Below are 19,465 nucleotides of genomic sequence, written 5' to 3'. Positions count from 1 at the left end.
ATGCGAGGCAGTATATACCGCTGCTTTTGCGTGAAAAAAATAATCGCATGCTGTCAAACCCTAATGCCGCTGGCGTATCTTCTGCAGATGAAAGGCGACGCGTGCAGCGCAACTTGCGATTGCGCTTTTGGCGGTATATACAACGTGAAACTCTCGCATGATCTGTACGCGTGGATCGCGCACGGTTCGAAATCGTCAGTCCAATCTTCGTGATGAAGGAGTCTCTCGATGCAGGCAGCCACTCGCATTCCGATTGTCGATCTGGCCGGCGTGCGCGCCGGCGACCGCGACGCGCTCGCGCGCGCGGGCCGCGAGATACGCGACGCGTGCACGACGATCGGCTTCTTCTATATCGTCAATCACGGCGTGCCGCAGGCCGTGATCGACCGCGCGGAACAGGCGGCGCGCCAGTTCTTTGCGTTTCCCGTCGAGACGAAACGGCGTGCGGCTGTGAATCATCGGCATCGCGGTTTCAACGCGCTTGGCGATGCGACGATGTATCAGGCAAAACGCCCTGATTACAAGGAGTTCTATAGCATCGGTCTGGAGTTGCCCGAAGACGATCCCGACGTGCGTGCAGGTCAGGCGCTGCGCGGTCCGAACAACTGGCCGGATTTCATGCCCGAGTTGCAGCCCGCGTTGTACGGCTATTACGAGGAAGTGGGCGCGTGTGGTGCAGCTCTGTTGCGTGCGGTGGCAACGGGCCTCGGCGTAAGCGAGGATTTCTTCGCGCCGCGCTACACGAAGCGGATGCAGCGCACGCAGATGGTCTACTATCCGCCGCAGTCGCCGCAATCGGATGAAGAGCAGTTCGGTGTCGCACCGCATACCGATTACGGCTGCATCACGTTGTTGTGGCAGGATCGCGTGGGCGGGCTGCAGGTGCGCGAGATCGCAAACGAAACATGGATCGAAGCGCCGCCTGTCGAAGGCAGTTTCGTTGTGAATGTCGGTGATCTGCTCGCGCGCTGGACGAACGACCGTTTCCGCTCGACCCTGCATCGCGTGATCAATGCGTCGGGACGCGAGCGCTATTCGATCGCGACGTTCTACGATCCGACCTATACGTCGAGCGTCGACCCGCGCGATCTGGGCACAGCGGACGCTGAATGCAAATATGAACCCGTTGCCGCGGGCGACTATATTCTGGGCCGCATCAACAGTTCGATGGGTTATCGGAAGAAACTCGCGGCGGCGCAAGGTACGACATAAGGAATCGCATGACATCAAGCGAAGGGACAGCGCTTACAGTAACTTTGGCCGCTTTACGCGAAGCGTTGGGCGACGACGCGGTGCGCGTCGGCAGTGAAATCAGCGAACGCTCGATGACGGACTGGACGCGTCACGAGCCGACGCGTCCCGCTGCCTTGCTGTTGCCGCGCACGACGGAGCAGGTGGCGCGCGCGTTGATGATCTGCAACGACGCACGTCAAACCGTCGTGCCGCAAGGCGGAATGACGGGCCTGGCAGGCGGCGCGATTGCGCGAACGACGGATATTGCCTTGTCGCTGGATCGTCTCGCAGGCGTCGAGGAAATCGACAGCGCAGCCGCGACCATCACGGTGCGTGCAGGCACGACGTTGCAAACCGCGCAGGAAGCCGCGGCGCAAGCGGGCTTCGAACTCGCGCTCGATCTTGGCGCGCGCGGCTCGTGCCAGATCGGCGGCAATCTCGCGACGAACGCGGGCGGCAATCGCGTGATTCAATCAGGCACTGCGCGCGATCAGGTGCTCGGTCTCGAAGTCGTGCTCGCGAACGGCGCGGTGTTGAGTTCGCTGAACAAGATGGTGAAGAACAATACCGGCTATGACCTGAAGCACTGGTTCATCGGTTCGGAAGGCACGCTTGGTGTCATCACGCGCGCGGTGCTGAAATTGCAGCCGCAGCGCGCATCGCGTCATACGGCGCTCGTCGCGCTGAGTGGCTATGAGCAGGCAGTGAATCTGCTGCGCCGACTGTCGACGCGTTTCGGTAACGACATCGGCGCGTTCGAGATCATGTGGCCGGACTTCTTCGACTTCGGCGTGAAGCTGACGGGCACGCGCTCGCCGTTTGCCGACGCGCATCCGTTATACGCGTTGATCGAGCATGCGAGTTTCGATGTAGATGACGACGGCTCGCGTTTTTCCAGTGTGCTCACGGATGCACTCGACGAATCCGCGATCCTTGATGCAGTGATCGCGCAGTCGGTTGCCGACACGCGCTCGCTGTGGGCGATCCGCGAATGCACTGCGGAATTCCCCATCAAGCTCGATCCGATCAACTTCGATGTGAGCCTGCCGATCGGCGAAATTGGCACGTTCGTCGATCGTTGCCGTGTGGCGCTGGATAGTGCGTGGCCCGGCAACGAATCATATTTCTTCGGGCATATCGGCGATTCGAATCTGCATGTGACCGTGGATGGTCACTCCGTGCCGGGCGTCGATCATCACGATGTGTATGCGCTCGTCTACGAGATGCTTGCGCCGCTGCGCGGTTCGGTGTCGGCCGAGCACGGCATCGGGTTGCTCAAACGTGAGTTTTTGCCCGTCTCGCGCTCGGACGAAGAACTGGCAGTGATGAAGGCGATCAAGCGTGCGCTCGATCCGAACGGGATTCTGAATCCGGGCAAGTTGTTCTAGTTATGTCGCCTGCGACGGTTCGTCATGAATAAGATCCCATGCATGACGAACCGTCATCAGCGTTCAATGCGCGTCGAGATACCTGACCATGATCGGGAACACATCGAGCGCGGCGCGCTTGCCGAACACGCAATCGATATGTCCATAACCCTCGATCAAATGCCGCTCGTAGTTCTCCGGGCCGAATTTCTCGACTAGCAGATCGTAGGTCATCTCCGTGCTGGTCGGCAAATAGCAGAGATTTTCGGTGCCGTGAATGAATGCGATAGGCAGTTTCATCCCATCGATATTCGGCATGTACACGTCGTCGCCATTCGCATCGACCACGTGTCCGGCACGCACCATCGCCGCAAGCTGGTTGAACAACTCGACATCGTGAATACCGAATAGCTCCTGCAGGTTCGCGTGCAACTGCTCGTCGAGTTGCGCATGCTCGTAGAGCAGGCCATACAGGAACGTCGCGCGATGGCAGACAGGGCTGTTGCACGTCTCGTCATGTTCGACAGGGAAAAACTTCAGCGCTTCGTCGAGCAGGTTGTGCGGCCATTTTTCGTGCTGCGTATAGGCCGTCATATCCTTGATGCCGAGATGCTGAAGGATCTGCGGCGTGTGCAGGCCCGCCTTGATCCGCTGCAACAGGCCGGGAACAGGGTGCGCCGACACCTGCGACAACAACGCGGAGCGCACGCCCTTGAGCCCCGACATCAGCGACATGCTGAAGGCCAGCGCGCCCAGGCAATGCCCAAGCACCTGGATCTGATCGACGCCCGTCAGTTCGCGCACCTTCGCGACGGCGGCGGGAATGTCGTAGCGCGCGATTTCATCGGCGGTGGTGCGCTCGGTTGCGCTCGGCAATTCGATACTCACGCGCAAATCGACGAGCCACACGTCGTAGTGCGCGGCGCACAGGAATTCGACGAGATTCGTGCCGATCAGATCCGTCGAGAAGATCCGGCTCGACACGCCCGAGCCGTGAATCAGCAGCAGCGGCCCCTTGTTGCCGCCGTGATAGCGCGCAAGCCGCAGCGTCTTGCCGTCTTCGGTATTGAAGTAGGTGATCTGCGGTGCCGGCGCGCGCAACGCGCGGCGCATGCGCGGCGGCGCGTCGGGGTCGAAGTATTGCAGCGGCGCAGCCACGCCGCCGTATTCCGTGTACAGCACGCCCGCGAAAAAGCGGCCAAATTTCAGCGTATACGCGAGGCGCGTTTCGATATCGGGCGCATTCGTGACTTCGAGCGTGCGCTGCTGCTTGAGGAAATTCTCCGGCGTGATGATGAGCGTCGAGTGACCGATAATGGGCGCGTTTTCGGCTTCCGACGCACGCACTTTCGCGTAGAGCGTGTTGGTCTGCGTCCACAGTTCCGTCAGAGACGTGTGCGTGATGATCTTCTGACCTGTCAGGTAAAAATGCTTGCCGTCGACGGTATCGAGCGTCATCCGGTAGTTCATGTTGCGCCGCTCGACGTTGTTTTCGTCGACGACGAACAGGTTGAAAATGCCGTCGTTGACGGTCATCGGCTGCGGCGACAGTGCGGTGCACGTCAGTGTGCCGACCATATGCGCCTGATGCTGCGGGTTCGCCAGCATGTCGTCGAGATCGTCGGAAACCACCGTCACCGTAAAGCTGATGGGCGTGCCCTCCGCGCGATCGTCCTGTTGGCCTTCCGGTTTGACGTCGCCAACAAAGTACGTGCCGATCATCGTCTCGGTGAAGCGCAGGCCGATTTTCGGTGCGGGCGGCGGGGCGGTTTTGCCTACCGAGTCGTAGTCAATCTGCCAGCCGCGCGACTGCGCAAGCTGCGCGCAATTGCGCTCGGCCAGCGCCGAGATCGTCAGCAACGGATTCACGCCGAGCGATAGCGGCATTACCGCGCCGTCCATCACGTATAGCCCTTCGTGCACGGCGTTGCCATCCGCGCCGGAAAACACGCGGCCCGCCTGATCGACGACGCCGTGCGCGGCATCTTCGCCCATGCCGCAGCCGCCCAGCGGATGCACGGTGACGGTGCGGTTCTGGAACAGATCGGCGGAAATCGGGTTGCGCACGTATGAGCCGCCCAACGCGCTGGTCGCATCGATCAGCGTTTTTTCAACGGTTTCGTAGATCGGCTGCTTGCCCGCGTTTGGCCAGCTCACGCGCGCCCGCCCATTTTCGACGCTGATCTGGCCGCTCTCGTCGTCGTGCGCCATCACGAGAAAGGTTTGCGTATTGCGCATCGCGCCGTGATACGGGCCGCGCAAAATGCTCTGGGCGATGCGCGCTTCGTCGGCGAGCGGCGGGTCGCCTTCCGGATCGGGCATGGTGACGCCTTCGGCGGGCGCGGCGAGTCCCAGCACGCCCATCAGGCCGGCGCCGATCGGCGCGGCGACCGAACCTTCTTCGATCACGAAGCCGTCTTTGACATCGGGCGTGTTGCGATGATCGATGATGCCCGCGATGCACGGCCCGACGGGCGGAATGTCGCCGGGCGGATGGGTGCCCCAGCCGACGCCGTTGATCACCTTGTCGGTATTGAAGGCGAACGCGAGCACGTCGCCGTTGCCCGTAAAGTGCTGGCCAAGCAGCTTCGATACCGGCAAGCCGCCTTCCTGCGAGCGCAGCAGGATAGCCGTCGAGCCAAGCGTGCCCGCCGACAGGATCACGACATCGGCGGTCACGAACAGGTCGGGCGCGTCGTACAGATCGCGCTTGAAGTCGGCGGGCTCGTAAAGCACGCGCCAGACGCCGCGCGCTTCGTCACGTACCACCGAATGCACGGCCGCCTCCGAGAAAATCTGCGCGCCGTGCGCAACGGCGTCGGGCAGATAGTTCATGTGCGTCGAGTTTTTCGCGCCGTGGTTGCAGCCCGAGTTGCAATCGCCGCAACCGATGCAGCGGTTCTGGTCGACGCCCGCCGCATTCTTGCCGTCCTTGAACGTCACCGTGATGGGCGGACGGTAGAACCGGTCGCTCATGCCGAGCTTTTTCGCCGACAGCTCGAGCGCGTCGAGCTTCGGCAAGTCGGGGTAATCGTCGGGAACGGGCGTCGCGCCGAGCATCGTTTTCGCGCGCTCGTAGCAGACTTCGAGATTTGCCTGGTCATCGCGCACGGCGGCGGGCCAGCGCGGATCGTTCCACAGGCGCGCGTCGGGCTTGAGCGCGACATTCGCGTTGATCAGCGAGGTGCCGCCCAGACCGCAGCCGACCACCACGTTCACATCCGGATTCACATGCACTTCGATCAGCGCGAGCGGCGAACCGACCTGCGCGACGCCCGTGTTGTACTGCACCTGCGCGACGCCTTCGAGCGACGTCGCGGGAAAGTCGCCCGCCATGAATTCGCGGCCGCGTTCGAGCAGGCACACGCTGCGTTTCGCACGGGCCATACGGCTCGCGGCGATCGCGCCGCCATAGCCTGAACCCACGACAACCACCTCGTAATGGTCCTTCATCGCCGCAAGGGCGCTGGACAAGCGGTTCATTCGACCACCTCGTTATATTGGATGTGCGCCGGGTTGGGGGAACTCCGGCGATAGGGACGGCAGGCTGGCGCTCGCAGCCTCTTTATCCTGGACGGCGCGCAGAGAAATGCAAAGGGAAAACGCGCGTTTAGCCGCGTGTTTAAAAAAATGCCGTGATTGCAGGCGCGAAACAGGTTCCGGCGGTCCGGCGTTCGGGCGGACGGGTGCCATCAGGCAGCGGTCGCGCGAAGTGCACGCGGGATGAAGCGTAGAGGCGGACTCGTAACAGGCGAGCCGGAGTGTCAAACAGACGTCAAATGCGACAAGAGGGCGTTGATCGCTAAACGTCAAATGTCAAATGTAAAGCGGCCGCGCGCGGAGCGCTTAAGCGGCCGCTTCGATCAGTTCGTCGTTATCGGGCGCGGTGGCGGCTTCCGTCGCTTCCGCGGCGAGCAGGTTGAAGACAATCAGGATCGCCTCGCGGTTTTCAGCATGGATTTCAATGCCGAGATCGTCGCGCAGCCACTGGCCAATCTTCGTGTTGGAAAACTGCGTGGCGTCGTCCGTCTTCTTCATGGTGACACCGAGCTTGACGGCGCGATAGTGATAGGAGGGCACCCGATGCTGCGCGGCCACCGCCGACAGACCGCCTTTGGCTTCCGAGCACCAGCCGAGGCTGCCAGCCAGCACGATGCGTTCGGGCGAATCGAGCGACGCAATGAACGCGCGCGCCGCTTCGCGCACGTAGCGCTCGTTCAGACCGTATTGCAGCAACACGCTTTCGACGGGATCTTCGAGCGCCTGCGCACGCAGATCGATTTCCTGCATCATCCCTTCGTGTTCCATCGACACGTTGCGCTGATGGCTGGCACTGCGCAGGCAGTCGATCAGATAGCGGCGGAAGTAAGCGCAGATCGCGTAGCCGTTGGACGGCGCGCTTTCCGGCGTGGCCTTCGATTCGACATGTCCGGGCGCAAGACGCAGCACCTTCGTGTAGATGAACTGATGCACGAGCTCTTCCTTGTCTTCGCCGAGCGCGTGCAATTCGAGCGGGTGGTAGGTGCGCAACGCGCGCTTCACGAGGTCGTACATCGACATCATTTCGTCGTCCGTGAGCTGCGTGCGGCGGCGCCACAGGTCGGGAAGAACGGCGTCGTCGAGAGTGCGTGCGAAATCCTGGCTCGGAACTGCGCCCATGAAGGCCTCCATCGGTAAGGGGCAAGGAGCGCGGAGGCGGCGGGAGAAACCGCCAATTGAGCCTCGACAAACAGGCGTAAAACAGGGCGTGAAGCTGCACCTTCAGAGGCTGTTGGCCGCGCTTGATGTTTGAATCGTTGTACCCAGTATGCTTTTTGCACTCGGCGCCGCCTATATGGATTAAGTCATAGCTGAAGGGTAAACCGCCGGTAAGACGGGTAAACTATCTTTAGACTGTACCGGTGCATTTCTAAGGACGCGCGACGCGCGGGTTTTATTCCCGATCCGGTGCAATCGGCGGCGGTTTGACAGAAAACGAAACAACCATCGAACTGCAAAGGCCGGGCGGCCGGCGTTTGCACGGGACCGGAACATGGCGCTGCGTTTCGCGTGCGCCCATCCCGGCCGATCACAACGAAACCGCATGGGACGGGCAAGGCGCTTACGCTCTGCCGCGTCCGCAAAGGAGACCGCACGATGCGGGCCGATCCCATCCAGCGCGCGATCGACGAAGATCTCGTGCGCGTGCTGTACGCGCAGGACCCGATTGCCTTCTTTACGCACTGGTTCTCGATTGCCGTGCTGGTGGCGATCTACTGGAATAACATCCCGCATCCGCATCTTTTCGCGGCCTGCTTTATCTTCTATGGCTTCGCCAATTGCGCGAGCCTCGCGCTGTGGATGTGCAACCGGCGCTGGCCCGAGGCCGCGTCGCCGCGCACGTGGATCAATCTGCACGCAGCCCGCGGCGCGCTGCTCTACAGCGCACCGGGGCTGGCCATCTGGTTCGCGTTCCAGAGCCCGCATACCGATCTGCCGATTCTGCACACCGTAATGCTCGTCACGCTGGCGGCGGGCGTGTTCATGTCGAACGGTTTCGATGTCGCCAATTTCGTGACGGCGATTCCGTTTCTGCTGCTGCCCGCCATCGTGCTGCACTTCGGCACGCACACGTTCGATCGCACCATTCTTGCAATCGTTCTCGCGTTCTTCTTCTGCGCGATCAATGTTTACGCGTTGAGTTATCGCAAGCTGTTCCAGCGCGTCGTGCAGGCGCGCGTCGACCAGCAGGCGCTTGCTGAATCGCTCGCTGCGCAGAAGCTGGTCGCCGAAGAGGCGAGCCTCGCGAAGACGCGCTTCTTTGCCGCCGCGAGCCACGATCTGCGCCAGCCGCTGCACGCGATCGGGTTGCTGGCGGCGTCGCTGAACGACACGTCGGCGACGCCCGTGCAACATGCGAAGACGGCCAGCAACATTGCGAACAACGTCGAGGCGCTGAACCAGCTGTTCAACCAGGTGCTGGATCTGGCGCGGCTGGAAAGTGGCGTCACGCAGGTGATCCGGCTGCATTTCCGGCTCTCGGAACTGTTCGACCGTGTGGGCAACCAGTACTGGCCGCAGGCGGCCGCGAAAGGGCTCGCACTGCGTATCGCGCCGACGGACGCGGTGATTCACGACGATCCCGTGTTGCTGGAGCGGATCTTGAGCAACCTGCTGTCGAACGCGGTGCGCTACACGGAAGGCGGCGCGATCTGGATGGGCTTCCGGCGGGCGGGGCGGCGCGGTGGCGGCTATATCGAGGTGCGCGATTCGGGTATCGGCATTCCACCCGCCGAGCAGGGGCGCATCTTCGAGGAGTTTTATCAGGTCGCCAACCCGCAGCGTGACGCGCGACAAGGCCACGGCCTCGGGCTGCCGACCGTCAAGCGGCTCGTCGAGATGCTGGGCGGGCAGCTGCAATTGCGCTCGGTGCCGGGGCGCGGCTCGGTGTTCCGGTTTCCGGTGCAGGCGGGCGATCCGGCGCGGATCGTCGCCGGGCTGAACGATTCGGCCGCGAGCAGCGCGGCGGCGCTTGGGCGCCACGTGCTGTGCATCGACGACGAGCCGGCGATTCTCGAAGGCATTCAGAGTCTGCTCGGCCGTTGGGGCTGCGTGGTGCGCGGCGTGCCTGACGAGCGTCTCGCGCTGCAGGCGATCGACGAAGGCTTCATGCCCGACGCCGTGCTGTGCGATTACCAGCTGGCGAACCATCGCACGGGTGCGCAGGCGCTGGGCGCCGTGCGCGACGCGCTGCGGCGGCGCGGCCGCGAGCGCGTCGTGACGTTGCTGATAACGGGCGATATGGCGTCGGTGGAACTGGAGGCGCTGGCGCTGCAGGGCATTCCCGTGCTGCACAAGCCGGTGACGCCCGCGCGGTTGCGCCGCACGCTGGAGATGCTATGGCAGCAGCCGGGCGTGGCCGCCGAGGCGGCCGGTCAGCGTGTGGAACATAGGGCGGTCGAGCAACCGCTGACGACGCGCGGCTGACCTTCCCAGTTTCTGGCGTACGCGGCGTTCGGCTGAGGCTGAGGCCGAGGCTGCCGCCGGATCGACGCTCGCTCGCGCAGCACGCGCTCGTCTCAAGCTCATAAAAACTGCATTTCACCCAAACCAAGCGCGTCCTTTGCCTCTTCGCGAGGACGCGCCGTTTCGTTTTCCTTTTCCCTGCGTAGCCTCATCGCTTCTCATCCCGGCGACCCAAGTGTCGGCCTTTTTGAGAAGCGTCTGATCGACCGCTTCCATGCCTGGCTGCTGAAATAGACCGATTCGCGATAACGACGGCAGATGCGCTGCCGTGGTCGCTTTCAGCAACCGCCGCGTCGGGCACATCCGGCTCACGCGGCAATTGAAACGATGAGGTATTGAAGTGAACGGACATCCTTCCGACCGGCTGGTCACCGGCGTGCTGGGCGGCGCGCTGCTGACGACGATCTTCGTGGTCGCCATGCTGTATCTCGGCATTCCCGGCGAGCAACACGCGAACATGGCAATGCGCCTGGGCGCGCCCGCCGCGCTGTCGTGCGCGCTGCTGTTTCCCGTACCGTTGCTGCATCGCACGGTGCTGCGCGAGCGCCGCAGCGAATTCATTCTCGACGAGGATCTCAATGCGACCTTGCTCGGCCGTCTGATCGGCGTGATCGGCGGTCTTGCGCTGGGCGTCACGCTGGCGACCGAAATGCTCTGACGGGCATGCATCACGCGCGGCTGCAAGGGCCGCGTTGCGTTCTACCGAAGGCGACGTTCTGTCGCCTTCTTTTTTACCAGTGTCAGAGTGTCTTGCCCGCTTCGAGCCAGCCGTTGATGACGGCGATCGCGGTCGCGCGGTTGTGCACGCCGAGCGCGCGGAAGATCACGGAGAGATGGACCTTGATCGTGCCTTCGGCAACGCCGAGATCGCGCGCGATCATCTTGTTGGTCCAGCCGCGATGCACGAGCCGCATGATTTCCTGCTGACGCGGCGACAGATTCTCCAGCAGATGCTGCTGATGCGGCTGCAGCGCTTCGACGCGCGCGACGGGCGCCGCTTCTGGCAAGGCCGCCGACGTCTGCGCGGCGCTGGCCGAAGCGCCCGCCGCCAGAGCCGTTTCCGCCGGGGCCGTCGCTGTTGCTGTCGCGGTGGTCGCCTCGCGCGAGCCGAGCAGGCTGAGCGCTTCCATCGGCACATAGGCGCCGCCGGAAAGCACGAGTTCTATCGCCTTGAGCATGACGCTGGCGGGCTGACGCTTCGGCACGAAGCCGAGCGCGCCAGCGGCTAGCACGGCGCGCATTTCATCCGGCGATTCTTCCGCCGACAGCACCACCACGGGCAACGCCGGATTAGCCTTCAGCAGAGTTTGCAAGGAAGAGGCGCCCGTCATGCCGGGCATGTGCAGATCGACGATGGCCAGATCGTGGTCGGCGTCGGGTCGCGCGGCCGCGGCCAGTGTTTCCCAGCTGTCGGCTTCATCGAATACCGCGTCGGGATCGAGTCCGCGCAGCAGACCTTTGACGCCCTGGCGGATTAGTTCGTGATCGTCGGCTACAAGGAACTTCATGTTGTCTCCGTGTCGACCAGAGTTAGCGCTTTAGCGCTTACTCTGGTCCCACGCCGTATCGATTCAGGTTAGCGCTTGAGCGCTTATCTGGATCCTACGGCGAGTCGACCAGAGTTAGCGCTTTAGCGCTTACTCTGGTCCCACGCCGCATCGATTCAGGTTAGCGCTTGAGCGCTTATCTGGATCCTACGGCGCCTCGACCAGAGTCGGCGCTTGCGCGCCTTACCCCTTTGCCGATGTTATGCCCAGGTTATCGGTCGGGACGGGGACAAACCGTGCGCGCCCCGTTGCGCGCGGCTCGTCCGCAAGGCCGCGACGCGGCCGGGCGTGAAACGCCCACTGCGCATCGCAACCCGCTGCACTCCCTGCGACCCGACCAGCGGTGGGCCGTCCATGCAGCAACAGCTTGTTTTGTTTCCCAAGCCGCGATCATATGCCTGATCGTCGGACTGGTCATGCGTGTTGTGGCGCGATTGTGCAAGCCTTGCGGCTCCCGCACGCGTCCGTGCTCCGTTTTTCGCACCACCCGCCGGGAATGCACGGTGTCGGCACGCTTCCATGGTCTTGCTTTGGTCTCGCTCGCGCAAGCCGCTGCGGCCTTGCCGGAAAGCCCGGCTGGGTCGTCGCGGTGTCGCGCGTATGGCTTCCTTGGTCTGTACGGCACTGCATCGGAGGCGGCAAGCATGCAGCTCTCGCGGCCTGCTACGTAGACGAGCTTCCCGGCGGGATTTTGAAGGGAAGAGGGCGGCCCGTTGCAAGCCGCCCGACAGATTATGCGCGGTGGATACGCCCGGGCATGCGTGGTTTGTTTCGGCCGTTCAGGTGATGGCGAACAGCGTCGCGTTCATCAGCGCCTTGAACGCGTAGCCGACGATCATCGCGCTGCCCACGCCGCCGCACCACAGCGCGACGAACCAGAGCCAGCCGGGCAGGCGGGTGCGCGCTGGCTTAGTGGTAGTGGGCGTCGCCATGGCGCACCTTGCCGCGGAAGACCCAGTAGCCCATCGTCGTGTAGCCGATGATGATGGGGATGATGACCGCCGCGCCGACCAGCGTGAACATCTGGCTCGAGCGCGGGGCGGCCGCTTCCCAGAGCGTGAGGCTCGACGGGATCGCGTACGGCCACAGGCTCACGAGCAGCCCGACGTAGCCGAGCAGCACGAGCCCGAGCGCCATCATGAACGGCGTGTTGTGATGCCGGTCGCGCACTGCGCGCCGCATGAAGAACGCGCAGATCGCGACGAGGAAGGGCACGGGCAGCAGACGCCAGAAGATGCCGGCGTCGAACCAGCGCTGCGCGATGTCGGGTTCCTGCAGCGGCGTCCACATGCTGACCACGACGATGAAGCCGAGCAGCACGATCGTCAGCGGCCACACGACGCGGTGCAGCCGCCGCTGCAGATCGCCTTCCGTCTTCGCGACGAGCCAGCAGCAGCCGAGCAGCGCGTAGGTGACCACGAGGCCGAGACCCGTCAGCAGCGAGAACGGCGTGAGCCAGCCGAATGCGTCGCCCGTAAAACTGCCGTCGACGACGGGAATGCCTTGCAGGAAGGCGCCCAGCGCGATGCCCTGGAAGAACGCCGCGCCCGTCGATCCGCCGATGAACGCGAGATCCCACAGATGCTTCGTGCGGTTCGCTTTCGCGCGGATCTCGAACGACACGCCGCGAAAAATCAGGCAGACGAGCATGAAGACGAGGGGCAGATAAAGCGCCGACAGCACCGTCGAATAGACGATCGGGAACGCCGCGAACAGGCCCGCGCCGCCGAGCACGAGCCACGTTTCGTTGCCGTCCCAGACGGGCGCGACGGTGTTCATCATCAGGTCGCGCTCTTTTTCGTCGGGGAAGAATGGAAACACGATGCCGATGCCCAGATCGAAGCCATCCAGCACGACGTAAATGAACAGGCCCAACGCGATGATCGCGGCCCAGATTACGGTCACATCCATAGTGTTCTCGCGGGTTTTGGGTTGAAGGATCAGGCGTCGATGGCGGACAGCGGGCGGTGCGCGGTGCGCTCAGGCGCGTCCGGAACGCCATCCGGCGTGTGGCCTGGTAGCGCCGGGCCCGAGCGCATCAGCTTGAACATGTAGTAGATGCCCGTGCCGAAAACGAGGAAGTAGATGACGACGAACGCCATCAGCGAAATGCCGACCTGTTGCGCGGACAGCGGCGACACGGCTTCGACGGTGCGCTTCACGCCGTACACGACCCACGGCTGACGGCCGACTTCCGTCGTCACCCAGCCGGCCAGCAGCGACAGGAAGCCCGTCGGTCCCATCGCGATAGCGAGCCGGTGGAACCACTTCGCGTCGTACAGTTTGCCGCGCCGGCGCAGCACCCACGCGGCGATCGCAAAGCCGATCATCGCGACGCCGAGGCCCGCCATCACGCGGAAGCTCCAGAACACGACCGTCGAGTTCGGGCGGTCTTCTTTCGGGAAGCTCTTCAGCCCGCGAATTTCGCCGTCCCAGCTATGCGTGAGGATCAGGCTGCCGAGGTGCGGAATCGACACCGCGTACTTCGTGGTTTCCGCCTGCATGTCGGGAATGCCGAACAGGTTCAGCGCCGTGCCGCCTTGTTCCGTGTCCCACAGGCCTTCGATCGCCGCGATCTTGGCGGGTTGGTGTTCGCGTGTGTTGAGACCGTGAGCGTCGCCGACGAAGGCTTGCACGGGCGCGAGGATCAGCAGCATCCACAGCGCCATCGAGAACATCTTCATGACCGCGTTGTCGCGCCGACCCTTGAGCAGATGCCACGCGCCGACGGCGGCCACGACGAGTGCCGTGACGATGAACGCGGCGATGGCCATGTGCGCGAGACGATAGGGGAACGAAGGATTGAAGATGATCTTGAACCAGTCGACGGGGACGACATGGTTATCGACGATATCGAAGCCTTGCGGCGTTTGCATCCAGCTGTTGGACGCGAGGATCCAGAACGTCGAGATCAGCGTGCCGATGGCGACCATCAGCGTCGCGCCGAAGTGCGCGCGCGGGCTGACGCGCTGCCAGCCGAACAGCATGATGCCGAGAAAGCCGGCTTCGAGGAAGAACGCGGTCATGACTTCGTACATCAACAGCGGACCGGTGACGGGGCCGGCGAACGACGAAAAGCCCGACCAGTTGGTGCCGAATTCGTAACTCATGACGACGCCGGAGACGACGCCCATGCCGAAGGCCACGGCGAAGATCTTCGACCAGAACAGACAAAGATCTTTGTAGTAGGCCTTACCGGTTTTGAGCCAACGCCATTCGAGGACGGCGATGAAGCTGGCGAGCCCGATGCTGAGGGCGGGAAAGATGATGTGAAACGAGACTGTGAAGGCGAACTGCATGCGCGCCAGGTCGAAGGCAGAGAGTGCGGTGGTCATGTGTCTGAATCCGGGAAATTGACACTGTGTGTCGGCGCTTGCCGATGACCGCAAGAGTAGGGGAAGGTGGGTTCTTTTGCTGCGGCGCCTGATGTGGCGATATGGCGCAGGTGTGGGGTTCTTTCGGCTCTGATTTTTGCCGTAAAGCGTTGATGTGGATCAGGAATGTTGTGTGCCGTTCGGCAGGTGGGAGGCTCGCGTTTTCGTGGGAAGTGCGGCAATCGACCGCGTCGCAGTGGGTTTGTTGTTGATTGGTCGCGACGCGGGGTGTGTGGTGTGTTGTCGCATTTGTTTTGGTTTTTGTCTTGCGACGCTTTGTTTTGGTTTGCTTGTGTTGTCGCTGGCGTCCGCGTTTTGTCTTGCCTGCTTCTCGCGTTGCCCCTGTGCGGGGCGGCACTTACTTTCTTTGCCGCCGCAAAGAAAGTAAGCAAAGAAAGCGGGCTAACACCGCCCGTTCTTGACCACCGCCTGAGGGCCCCCAGCAGTTCCTCCGCTTCACACGGCGTCCTGCCATTCACTACCCGTTGCCAACGCTCTTATTGAGCGCCTCACCCACTTCAATCACCCGTAGCACGACCGGCGGCAGCGATTGGTTAATGCCGCCCAGGTGGAAAACTATGTGTAGGTCGTGGTGTTTCGAACGTCAGCGCTCTTACGACACCGACCTTGCTTTTCAGTCCGGAGTGGTGCGCAAACGGCGCGACAGCCGACACACAGTTTGCCGCTATAGAACGTATGAGATTTGATCGCGCATGCGGTGATGCAGGCGTGTGGAGCGGGTGAGGCATCTATTTGATGCGTTGGCAACGGGAGAGGACTGAGAAGTTGCCGTGTGGAGGAGAGGACCCGTTGGGGGCCCTCAGGCAGGGACAAGGGCTGGCGGTGTTAGCCCGCTTTCTTTGCTTACTTTCTTTGCGGCGGCAAAGAAAGTAAGTGCCGCCCTGCACAGGGGCAACGCATGAAGAACCGATAACAAAACGCGGATGCCAGCGAAACCAAAAGCAGACCACAAAAGCGTCGCAAGACAAAAAGAAAACTCACTTAAAACATGCAATAAGCTGCATAACAGTCCCAACCCCCGCGATTACGGTAAAAACTGCCGCGAGCAAAACCCCAGCAGTTTCCATAACCCGATCGGAGATCGTAGAAGAGGAACCATCAAACGTAGCTTCACGAAACAGCCCAGCTTCCTTGCGATCCATAAAGTCGATGCATAGTGTCGTTGGAGACACGCACTACATCGGCACTAGTTCAGAAAACTTTAGACCGCGCGAGCAAACGGCAAAATCAGCGTCAAACGTCGCTCCACAACTTACCGCCCGTCGCCCAGTCCTCCCGCTTTACATCGACAAGAATAATATCGACCGAACCAGGCTCGACATTCAGCGACTCACACGTCGCCCTGGTAATCGCTTCGACGAATTGACGTTTCTGCTCGACCGTCCGTCCTTCAAAAAGCTCGATACGAAATGTAGGCATATCCAATTTCCTCCAGCCAGGTCAAAAAATCAGTCCTTGTACGAAGCATCCAGCCGATCGAGCTTCCGCAATAAAGCCGGCCACTCGAGCGCGCCTTCAATCGCGCCGCCGTCGTAAAGCTGTTCGGCCGTACGCTCAGCCACGGCTTCGGATGGCATCACCAGCACGCCGCCGCCCGCCTGCGCCTGCAACTGGATCTCGCACGCCTTGATGAGCGTCGCCATCAGCACGTACGCCTCGGCAATCGTGCGGCCCGCCGTCAGCGTGCCGTGATTGCGCAGCAGCATCGCCGGTTTGTCGTCCAGATCGGCGACGAGCCGCTCGCCCTCCGCCGGCGTGAACGCCAGTCCCTCGTAATCGTGATAGGCAAGATACCCGTGAAAACGCAGCGCATGCTGCGAGCCGGGCAACAGCCCATCCTTTTGCAACGATACCGCGATGCCCGCCGTGTTGTGCAGATGCATCACGCAGAACGCGTCCGCGCGCGCCGCGTGAACGGCTGCGTGCAGCGCGAAACCCGTCGCGTTGACGGGATGCTCGCTCGTGCCAATGATGTTGCCCGCAATGTCGATCTTCACCAGGTTCGACGCGCACACTTCATCGAACGCGAGGCCGAACGGGTTGATCAGAAAATGGCCGGGCTCGTCCGGCACGCTCGCGGATATGTGCGTGTAGACGAGATCGTCCCAGCCGTTCAGCGCCGCCAGCCGGTAAGCAGCCGCGAGATCGACGCGCGTGCGCCGCTCTCCTCCGGACATCTGCTCCGACTGCGCAATGCGGCCCGCAGGCTTATGGGCGAACGACGACATGACGTCTCCTGTGCTGGCCGCGTCACCTTCAGGTTTCAGGCGAAGCGGCGCGGGTTGTTGTCTGATGGTGCCCGGATTCCAGGCGTTTTCCAATCGCGGATGCCGGCGGGCGCGTCGGGTCGATTGTGCGCTTGCGGCGAGTATCGCGCATGACGCAGCGTGTCGTCCACGTCGCGACGACGAAGGGCGCCGTCATCGCCGGCACGCCGCACCAAACGGCCGCCTGCTGCAGCACCACCGACACGCCCACGCCAGCCAGCGCCGCCAGCGCGCCGCAATCGGCCAGCGCGAGCGCGGTGAGCGCGCCATTGAATCCCGACAGGCCCGCAGCGAGCGACGCACTGTCCGCGCCCAGCAGCCCGTGCGCCACTGTCGCGATTGCCGCGCCCGCCAGCGCAAACAGCGCGGAGCGCTTCGATGACAGTGCAATGCCGCCCAGTATCAACGCGCCCGCCAGCGCACTGGACGCAAATGAGGTCTGCGCGATGCCCGCCAGCACGCCATGCAGCGGTCCGAGCCAGGATGCTGCATCGCTCACGGTGACATGCGCGGGCGTGAGATGCACGAGCGGCAGCCACGCCCATGTCACGAGCAGGCATGGGCTCGAATAGAAACCGAGGCCGCGCGCCTGCAGCAGGCGCGCCCACGGGCCGAGCAGCCATGCGGCTGCGGTCGCGGCGAGGATCGCGACGGCCATCGCGGTTGCATCGTCGGCGATGAAGGAAAACGCAGCGAGCGCGGCCAGCGCGCCGTTGAACCCGTGCAGCCCGTCGCGCGTCGCGGCGCAGTCGTAACCGCGCAGCACCGCGCCGACGTTGGCGGCAATCGCGCCGGTCAGCGCCGCGCACGCGAGGCGCGGATCGCTGACGAGCCACGCCGCCAGCACGCATGCGCCCGTCGCCGCATTGCCTTGCAGGACGATCTGGCCGAAGCTGCGCAGCAGCGTGCCTGATGCATGGAACGCACTGGACGCATCGGACGATTCTTCATGGAGCGCGGCGGACATGGCGGCAATAGCGTTTGAACTGACGTGACGAAGACGTGACAAAGCCGCGCGAGACGGAACTCGCGCGGCGCTCGTGATTCGAAGCAGACGAAACGCGAGCATAGGGCAGGTGAGGCGTGCGCGGCATGCGCGTGCGTTGATAGCGGCTATTTGAGCGGCACGTGCGTGCGCTGGCGGGCACGCCGCTGGCTATACGATGTGACCGACGGGCGCGCCATTTTCAGCGCCCGAACACAGGAGACGGACCCATGCGTGAAGTGCGATGGACCCCGGAAGAGGGCGAAGGCATCGAGCATCTCGCGTTCGATGCACGCGCCGACGGCTTCTATGCCGAAAGCGTGCTGGCCGGCGAGCGCGACGGGCGCGCCTACGGCCTCATGTATCGCGTGAAATGCGATCTGCAATGGCGCACGCTGGATGCCTGGCTGAAAGTAATGGGCGGCCCGGAACTCGAGTTGCACGGCGATGGCGAAGGCAACTGGCGCGATGGGCACGGCCTCGTGCTGCCGTCGCTGGCGGGCTGCATCGATATCGACATCGCCGCCACGCCATTCACCAATACGCTGCCGATCCGCCGCCTGCAACTCGCGAAAGGCGCGCGCGAACCGATTGCGGTCCTGTTCATTTCGACGCCCGATCTGCAGGTTTCGCGCGTCGAGCAGGCTTACACCTGCATCGAGCCGGGCAGCGAGTACCGCTACGAAGGCATCGACACCGGCTTTGCGGCGGAGTTGAAAGTGGACGAAGACGCGCTCGTGATCGACTATCCGATGATGTTCACGCGCACGTTGCCGCTCGTCTGACACGAGGCCTCGCGCGCAGTGACGAATCCGTCAATGCTCGCCGCCACACGCGCCGGATCGCGCAGTACGACCCAATGGCCCGCATCGATTTCATCACGCGAATGCGGGCCGATCCACGCGTCCAACCCAAGCGACAGGGCTGGCCCGACGTAGCGGTCACGCAGCGGCACGATGAAATGCACAGGTGCATGCGCGTGCCGCGCGCGTGGATGCAGCAATCGGTCGATGAAATTCGCGCGGTACAACTTCAAGCCGTTCAACGCGTTGCGCAGTTGCGCCGGGTCGCGCGGCGTACGCACGCGTTCGGTCATGCGCAGCCACAGCGGCCAGCCATAGGCGCCGCCGCAGCGCCACACGAGTTCCGGCAGCATCGGCAGATGAAAGAACACGATGTACCAGGACTTCAGCAATTGTCGAACGCCCGCGCCGAACGGACGCGCGGCAGTTTGCGCGCGATCGCCGCGCAGTCCGAGCGAAGCATGATCGAGACACGGCCCGGATATCGACGCGAACGAGGCGATGCGTCCGCGCAGCGCGTCGTCCGTCACGGCTTCCCAGCACTGGATCGAGCCCCAGTCGTGCCCGACGAGATGGAATGGCCGCGCGCCGCAGGTTGCATCGGCGACGGCTTTCAGGTCGGCGGCGAGCCGTTCGAGCCGGTATGCAGTTCGCTCGCGCGGCGCATCGGACGCGCCTGCACCGCGCACGTCGTAGGCAATCACGCGATAGCGCGTGTGCAGCAGCGCGCGGATCGGCTCCCACACCGCGGCGGAGTCGGGATAGCCGTGCACGAGCACGACGGGCGGCGCATCGCGCGGACCGCTGACGTAGACGGCGAGCTGAACGCCGTCGGCATCGACGGCCTGCATGTCGTGGATCAT

15 protein-coding genes are annotated in these 19,465 nt (G+C 63.1%); 5 read left to right on the top strand and 10 right to left on the bottom strand.

Features of this window, described 5'->3' with window-relative positions; genetic code table 11:
- The first annotated feature begins 228 nt into the window (after positions 1–228).
- Together G3O01_RS24285 and G3O01_RS24280 are read left to right on the top strand one after the other, a co-directional pair.
- On the top strand, positions 229–1,212 hold the full coding sequence (locus tag G3O01_RS24285) for an isopenicillin N synthase family oxygenase (protein ID WP_205808623.1): 984 nt from the start codon (positions 229–231) through the stop codon (positions 1,210–1,212).
- A gap of 8 nt (positions 1,213–1,220) precedes the next feature.
- Positions 1,221–2,621: an FAD-binding oxidoreductase gene (locus G3O01_RS24280; RefSeq protein WP_205808621.1), complete on the top strand. Its 1,401-nt coding sequence runs from the start codon at positions 1,221–1,223 to the stop codon at positions 2,619–2,621.
- Between the two features lie 63 nt (positions 2,622–2,684).
- On the opposite strand, the gene G3O01_RS24275 is transcribed toward G3O01_RS24280, so the two are convergent.
- Positions 2,685–6,083 (bottom strand): alpha/beta fold hydrolase, encoded by a 3,399-nt coding sequence (locus tag G3O01_RS24275; protein ID WP_205808619.1) that lies wholly within the window; start codon positions 6,081–6,083, stop codon positions 2,685–2,687.
- A 363-nt stretch (positions 6,084–6,446) separates the two neighbouring features.
- Positions 6,447–7,259 (bottom strand): hypothetical protein, encoded by an 813-nt coding sequence (locus G3O01_RS24270; protein ID WP_205808611.1) that lies wholly within the window; start codon positions 7,257–7,259, stop codon positions 6,447–6,449.
- Positions 7,260–7,736: 477 nt separating this feature from the next.
- Here G3O01_RS24270 and G3O01_RS24265 point away from each other — a divergent pair, with 477 nt between their 5' ends.
- Both G3O01_RS24265 and G3O01_RS24260 read left to right on the top strand, forming a co-directional pair.
- Positions 7,737–9,566, top strand: a complete 1,830-nt coding sequence (locus G3O01_RS24265; protein ID WP_205808609.1) for a hybrid sensor histidine kinase/response regulator — start codon at positions 7,737–7,739, stop codon at positions 9,564–9,566.
- A 379-nt stretch (positions 9,567–9,945) separates the two neighbouring features.
- Positions 9,946–10,263 carry a hypothetical protein gene (locus G3O01_RS24260; protein WP_205808607.1) on the top strand — a complete coding sequence of 106 codons (318 nt, stop codon included), beginning with the start codon at positions 9,946–9,948 and terminating at the stop codon, positions 10,261–10,263.
- A gap of 82 nt (positions 10,264–10,345) precedes the next feature.
- Here the strand turns inward: G3O01_RS24260 and G3O01_RS24255 are convergent, their stop codons facing one another.
- From G3O01_RS24255 to G3O01_RS24225, 7 genes are all read right to left on the bottom strand, one after another.
- A complete protein-coding gene (locus tag G3O01_RS24255; RefSeq protein ID WP_205808605.1) occupies positions 10,346–11,113 on the bottom strand; it encodes a response regulator transcription factor in 768 nt (255 codons plus the stop codon).
- Positions 11,114–11,931: 818 nt separating this feature from the next.
- Positions 11,932–12,084, bottom strand: coding sequence for a hypothetical protein (locus G3O01_RS24250; RefSeq protein WP_205808603.1), 153 nt, complete (start codon positions 12,082–12,084; stop codon positions 11,932–11,934).
- On the bottom strand, positions 12,062–13,063 hold the full coding sequence (gene cydB, locus G3O01_RS24245) for a cytochrome d ubiquinol oxidase subunit II (protein ID WP_205808601.1): 1,002 nt from the start codon (positions 13,061–13,063) through the stop codon (positions 12,062–12,064). The genes G3O01_RS24250 and cydB overlap by 23 nt, the downstream gene beginning before the upstream one ends.
- Before the next feature lie 29 nt (positions 13,064–13,092).
- Positions 13,093–14,487 carry a cytochrome ubiquinol oxidase subunit I gene (locus tag G3O01_RS24240; RefSeq protein WP_205808599.1) on the bottom strand — a complete coding sequence of 465 codons (1,395 nt, stop codon included), beginning with the start codon at positions 14,485–14,487 and terminating at the stop codon, positions 13,093–13,095.
- Between the two features lie 1,293 nt (positions 14,488–15,780).
- Positions 15,781–15,966, bottom strand: a complete 186-nt coding sequence (locus G3O01_RS24235; protein ID WP_205808597.1) for a 4-oxalocrotonate tautomerase — start codon at positions 15,964–15,966, stop codon at positions 15,781–15,783.
- A gap of 29 nt (positions 15,967–15,995) precedes the next feature.
- Entirely contained in the window at positions 15,996–16,775 is a 780-nt protein-coding gene (locus G3O01_RS24230; RefSeq protein ID WP_205808595.1) for a class II aldolase/adducin family protein, read from the bottom strand.
- Between the two features lie 28 nt (positions 16,776–16,803).
- Complete coding sequence (locus tag G3O01_RS24225; RefSeq protein ID WP_205808594.1) at positions 16,804–17,781, bottom strand: urea transporter; 978 nt, start codon at positions 17,779–17,781, stop codon at positions 16,804–16,806.
- Between the two features lie 248 nt (positions 17,782–18,029).
- On the opposite strand from G3O01_RS24225, the gene G3O01_RS24220 reads away from it, so the two are divergent.
- Positions 18,030–18,584: a putative glycolipid-binding domain-containing protein gene (locus G3O01_RS24220; protein ID WP_205808592.1), complete on the top strand. Its 555-nt coding sequence runs from the start codon at positions 18,030–18,032 to the stop codon at positions 18,582–18,584.
- On the opposite strand, the gene G3O01_RS24215 is transcribed toward G3O01_RS24220, so the two are convergent.
- Positions 18,545–19,465, bottom strand: coding sequence for an alpha/beta fold hydrolase (locus tag G3O01_RS24215; RefSeq protein WP_205808590.1), 921 nt, complete (start codon positions 19,463–19,465; stop codon positions 18,545–18,547). The two genes, G3O01_RS24220 and G3O01_RS24215, sit on opposite strands and share 40 nt — an antisense overlap.

The organism is Burkholderia sp. Ac-20365, assembly GCF_017104715.1.
GTDB lineage: Bacteria > Pseudomonadota > Gammaproteobacteria > Burkholderiales > Burkholderiaceae > Paraburkholderia.
This window is presented reverse-complemented; position numbering and strand designations above follow the sequence as displayed.

What these genes read in the sequence shown, in the direction of transcription:
- G3O01_RS24225 (WP_205808594.1), bottom strand. Translation starts at nt 17,781, where the DNA reads ATGTCCGCCGCGCTCCATGAAGAATCGTCCGATGCGTCCAGTGCGTTC.
- G3O01_RS24270 (WP_205808611.1), bottom strand. Translation starts at nt 7,259, where the DNA reads ATGGGCGCAGTTCCGAGCCAGGATTTCGCACGCACTCTCGACGACGCC.
- G3O01_RS24285 (WP_205808623.1), top strand. Translation starts at nt 229, where the DNA reads ATGCAGGCAGCCACTCGCATTCCGATTGTCGATCTGGCCGGCGTGCGC.
- G3O01_RS24280 (WP_205808621.1), top strand. Translation starts at nt 1,221, where the DNA reads ATGACATCAAGCGAAGGGACAGCGCTTACAGTAACTTTGGCCGCTTTA.
- G3O01_RS24255 (WP_205808605.1), bottom strand. Translation starts at nt 11,113, where the DNA reads ATGAAGTTCCTTGTAGCCGACGATCACGAACTAATCCGCCAGGGCGTC.
- G3O01_RS24230 (WP_205808595.1), bottom strand. Translation starts at nt 16,775, where the DNA reads ATGTCGTCGTTCGCCCATAAGCCTGCGGGCCGCATTGCGCAGTCGGAG.
- G3O01_RS24240 (WP_205808599.1), bottom strand. Translation starts at nt 14,487, where the DNA reads ATGACCACCGCACTCTCTGCCTTCGACCTGGCGCGCATGCAGTTCGCC.
- G3O01_RS24215 (WP_205808590.1), bottom strand. Translation starts at nt 19,465, where the DNA reads ATGATCCACGACATGCAGGCCGTCGATGCCGACGGCGTTCAGCTCGCC.
- G3O01_RS24220 (WP_205808592.1), top strand. Translation starts at nt 18,030, where the DNA reads ATGCGTGAAGTGCGATGGACCCCGGAAGAGGGCGAAGGCATCGAGCAT.
- G3O01_RS24250 (WP_205808603.1), bottom strand. Translation starts at nt 12,084, where the DNA reads ATGGCGACGCCCACTACCACTAAGCCAGCGCGCACCCGCCTGCCCGGC.
- G3O01_RS24265 (WP_205808609.1), top strand. Translation starts at nt 7,737, where the DNA reads ATGCGGGCCGATCCCATCCAGCGCGCGATCGACGAAGATCTCGTGCGC.
- cydB (WP_205808601.1), bottom strand. Translation starts at nt 13,063, where the DNA reads ATGGATGTGACCGTAATCTGGGCCGCGATCATCGCGTTGGGCCTGTTC.
- G3O01_RS24235 (WP_205808597.1), bottom strand. Translation starts at nt 15,966, where the DNA reads ATGCCTACATTTCGTATCGAGCTTTTTGAAGGACGGACGGTCGAGCAG.
- G3O01_RS24275 (WP_205808619.1), bottom strand. Translation starts at nt 6,083, where the DNA reads ATGAACCGCTTGTCCAGCGCCCTTGCGGCGATGAAGGACCATTACGAG.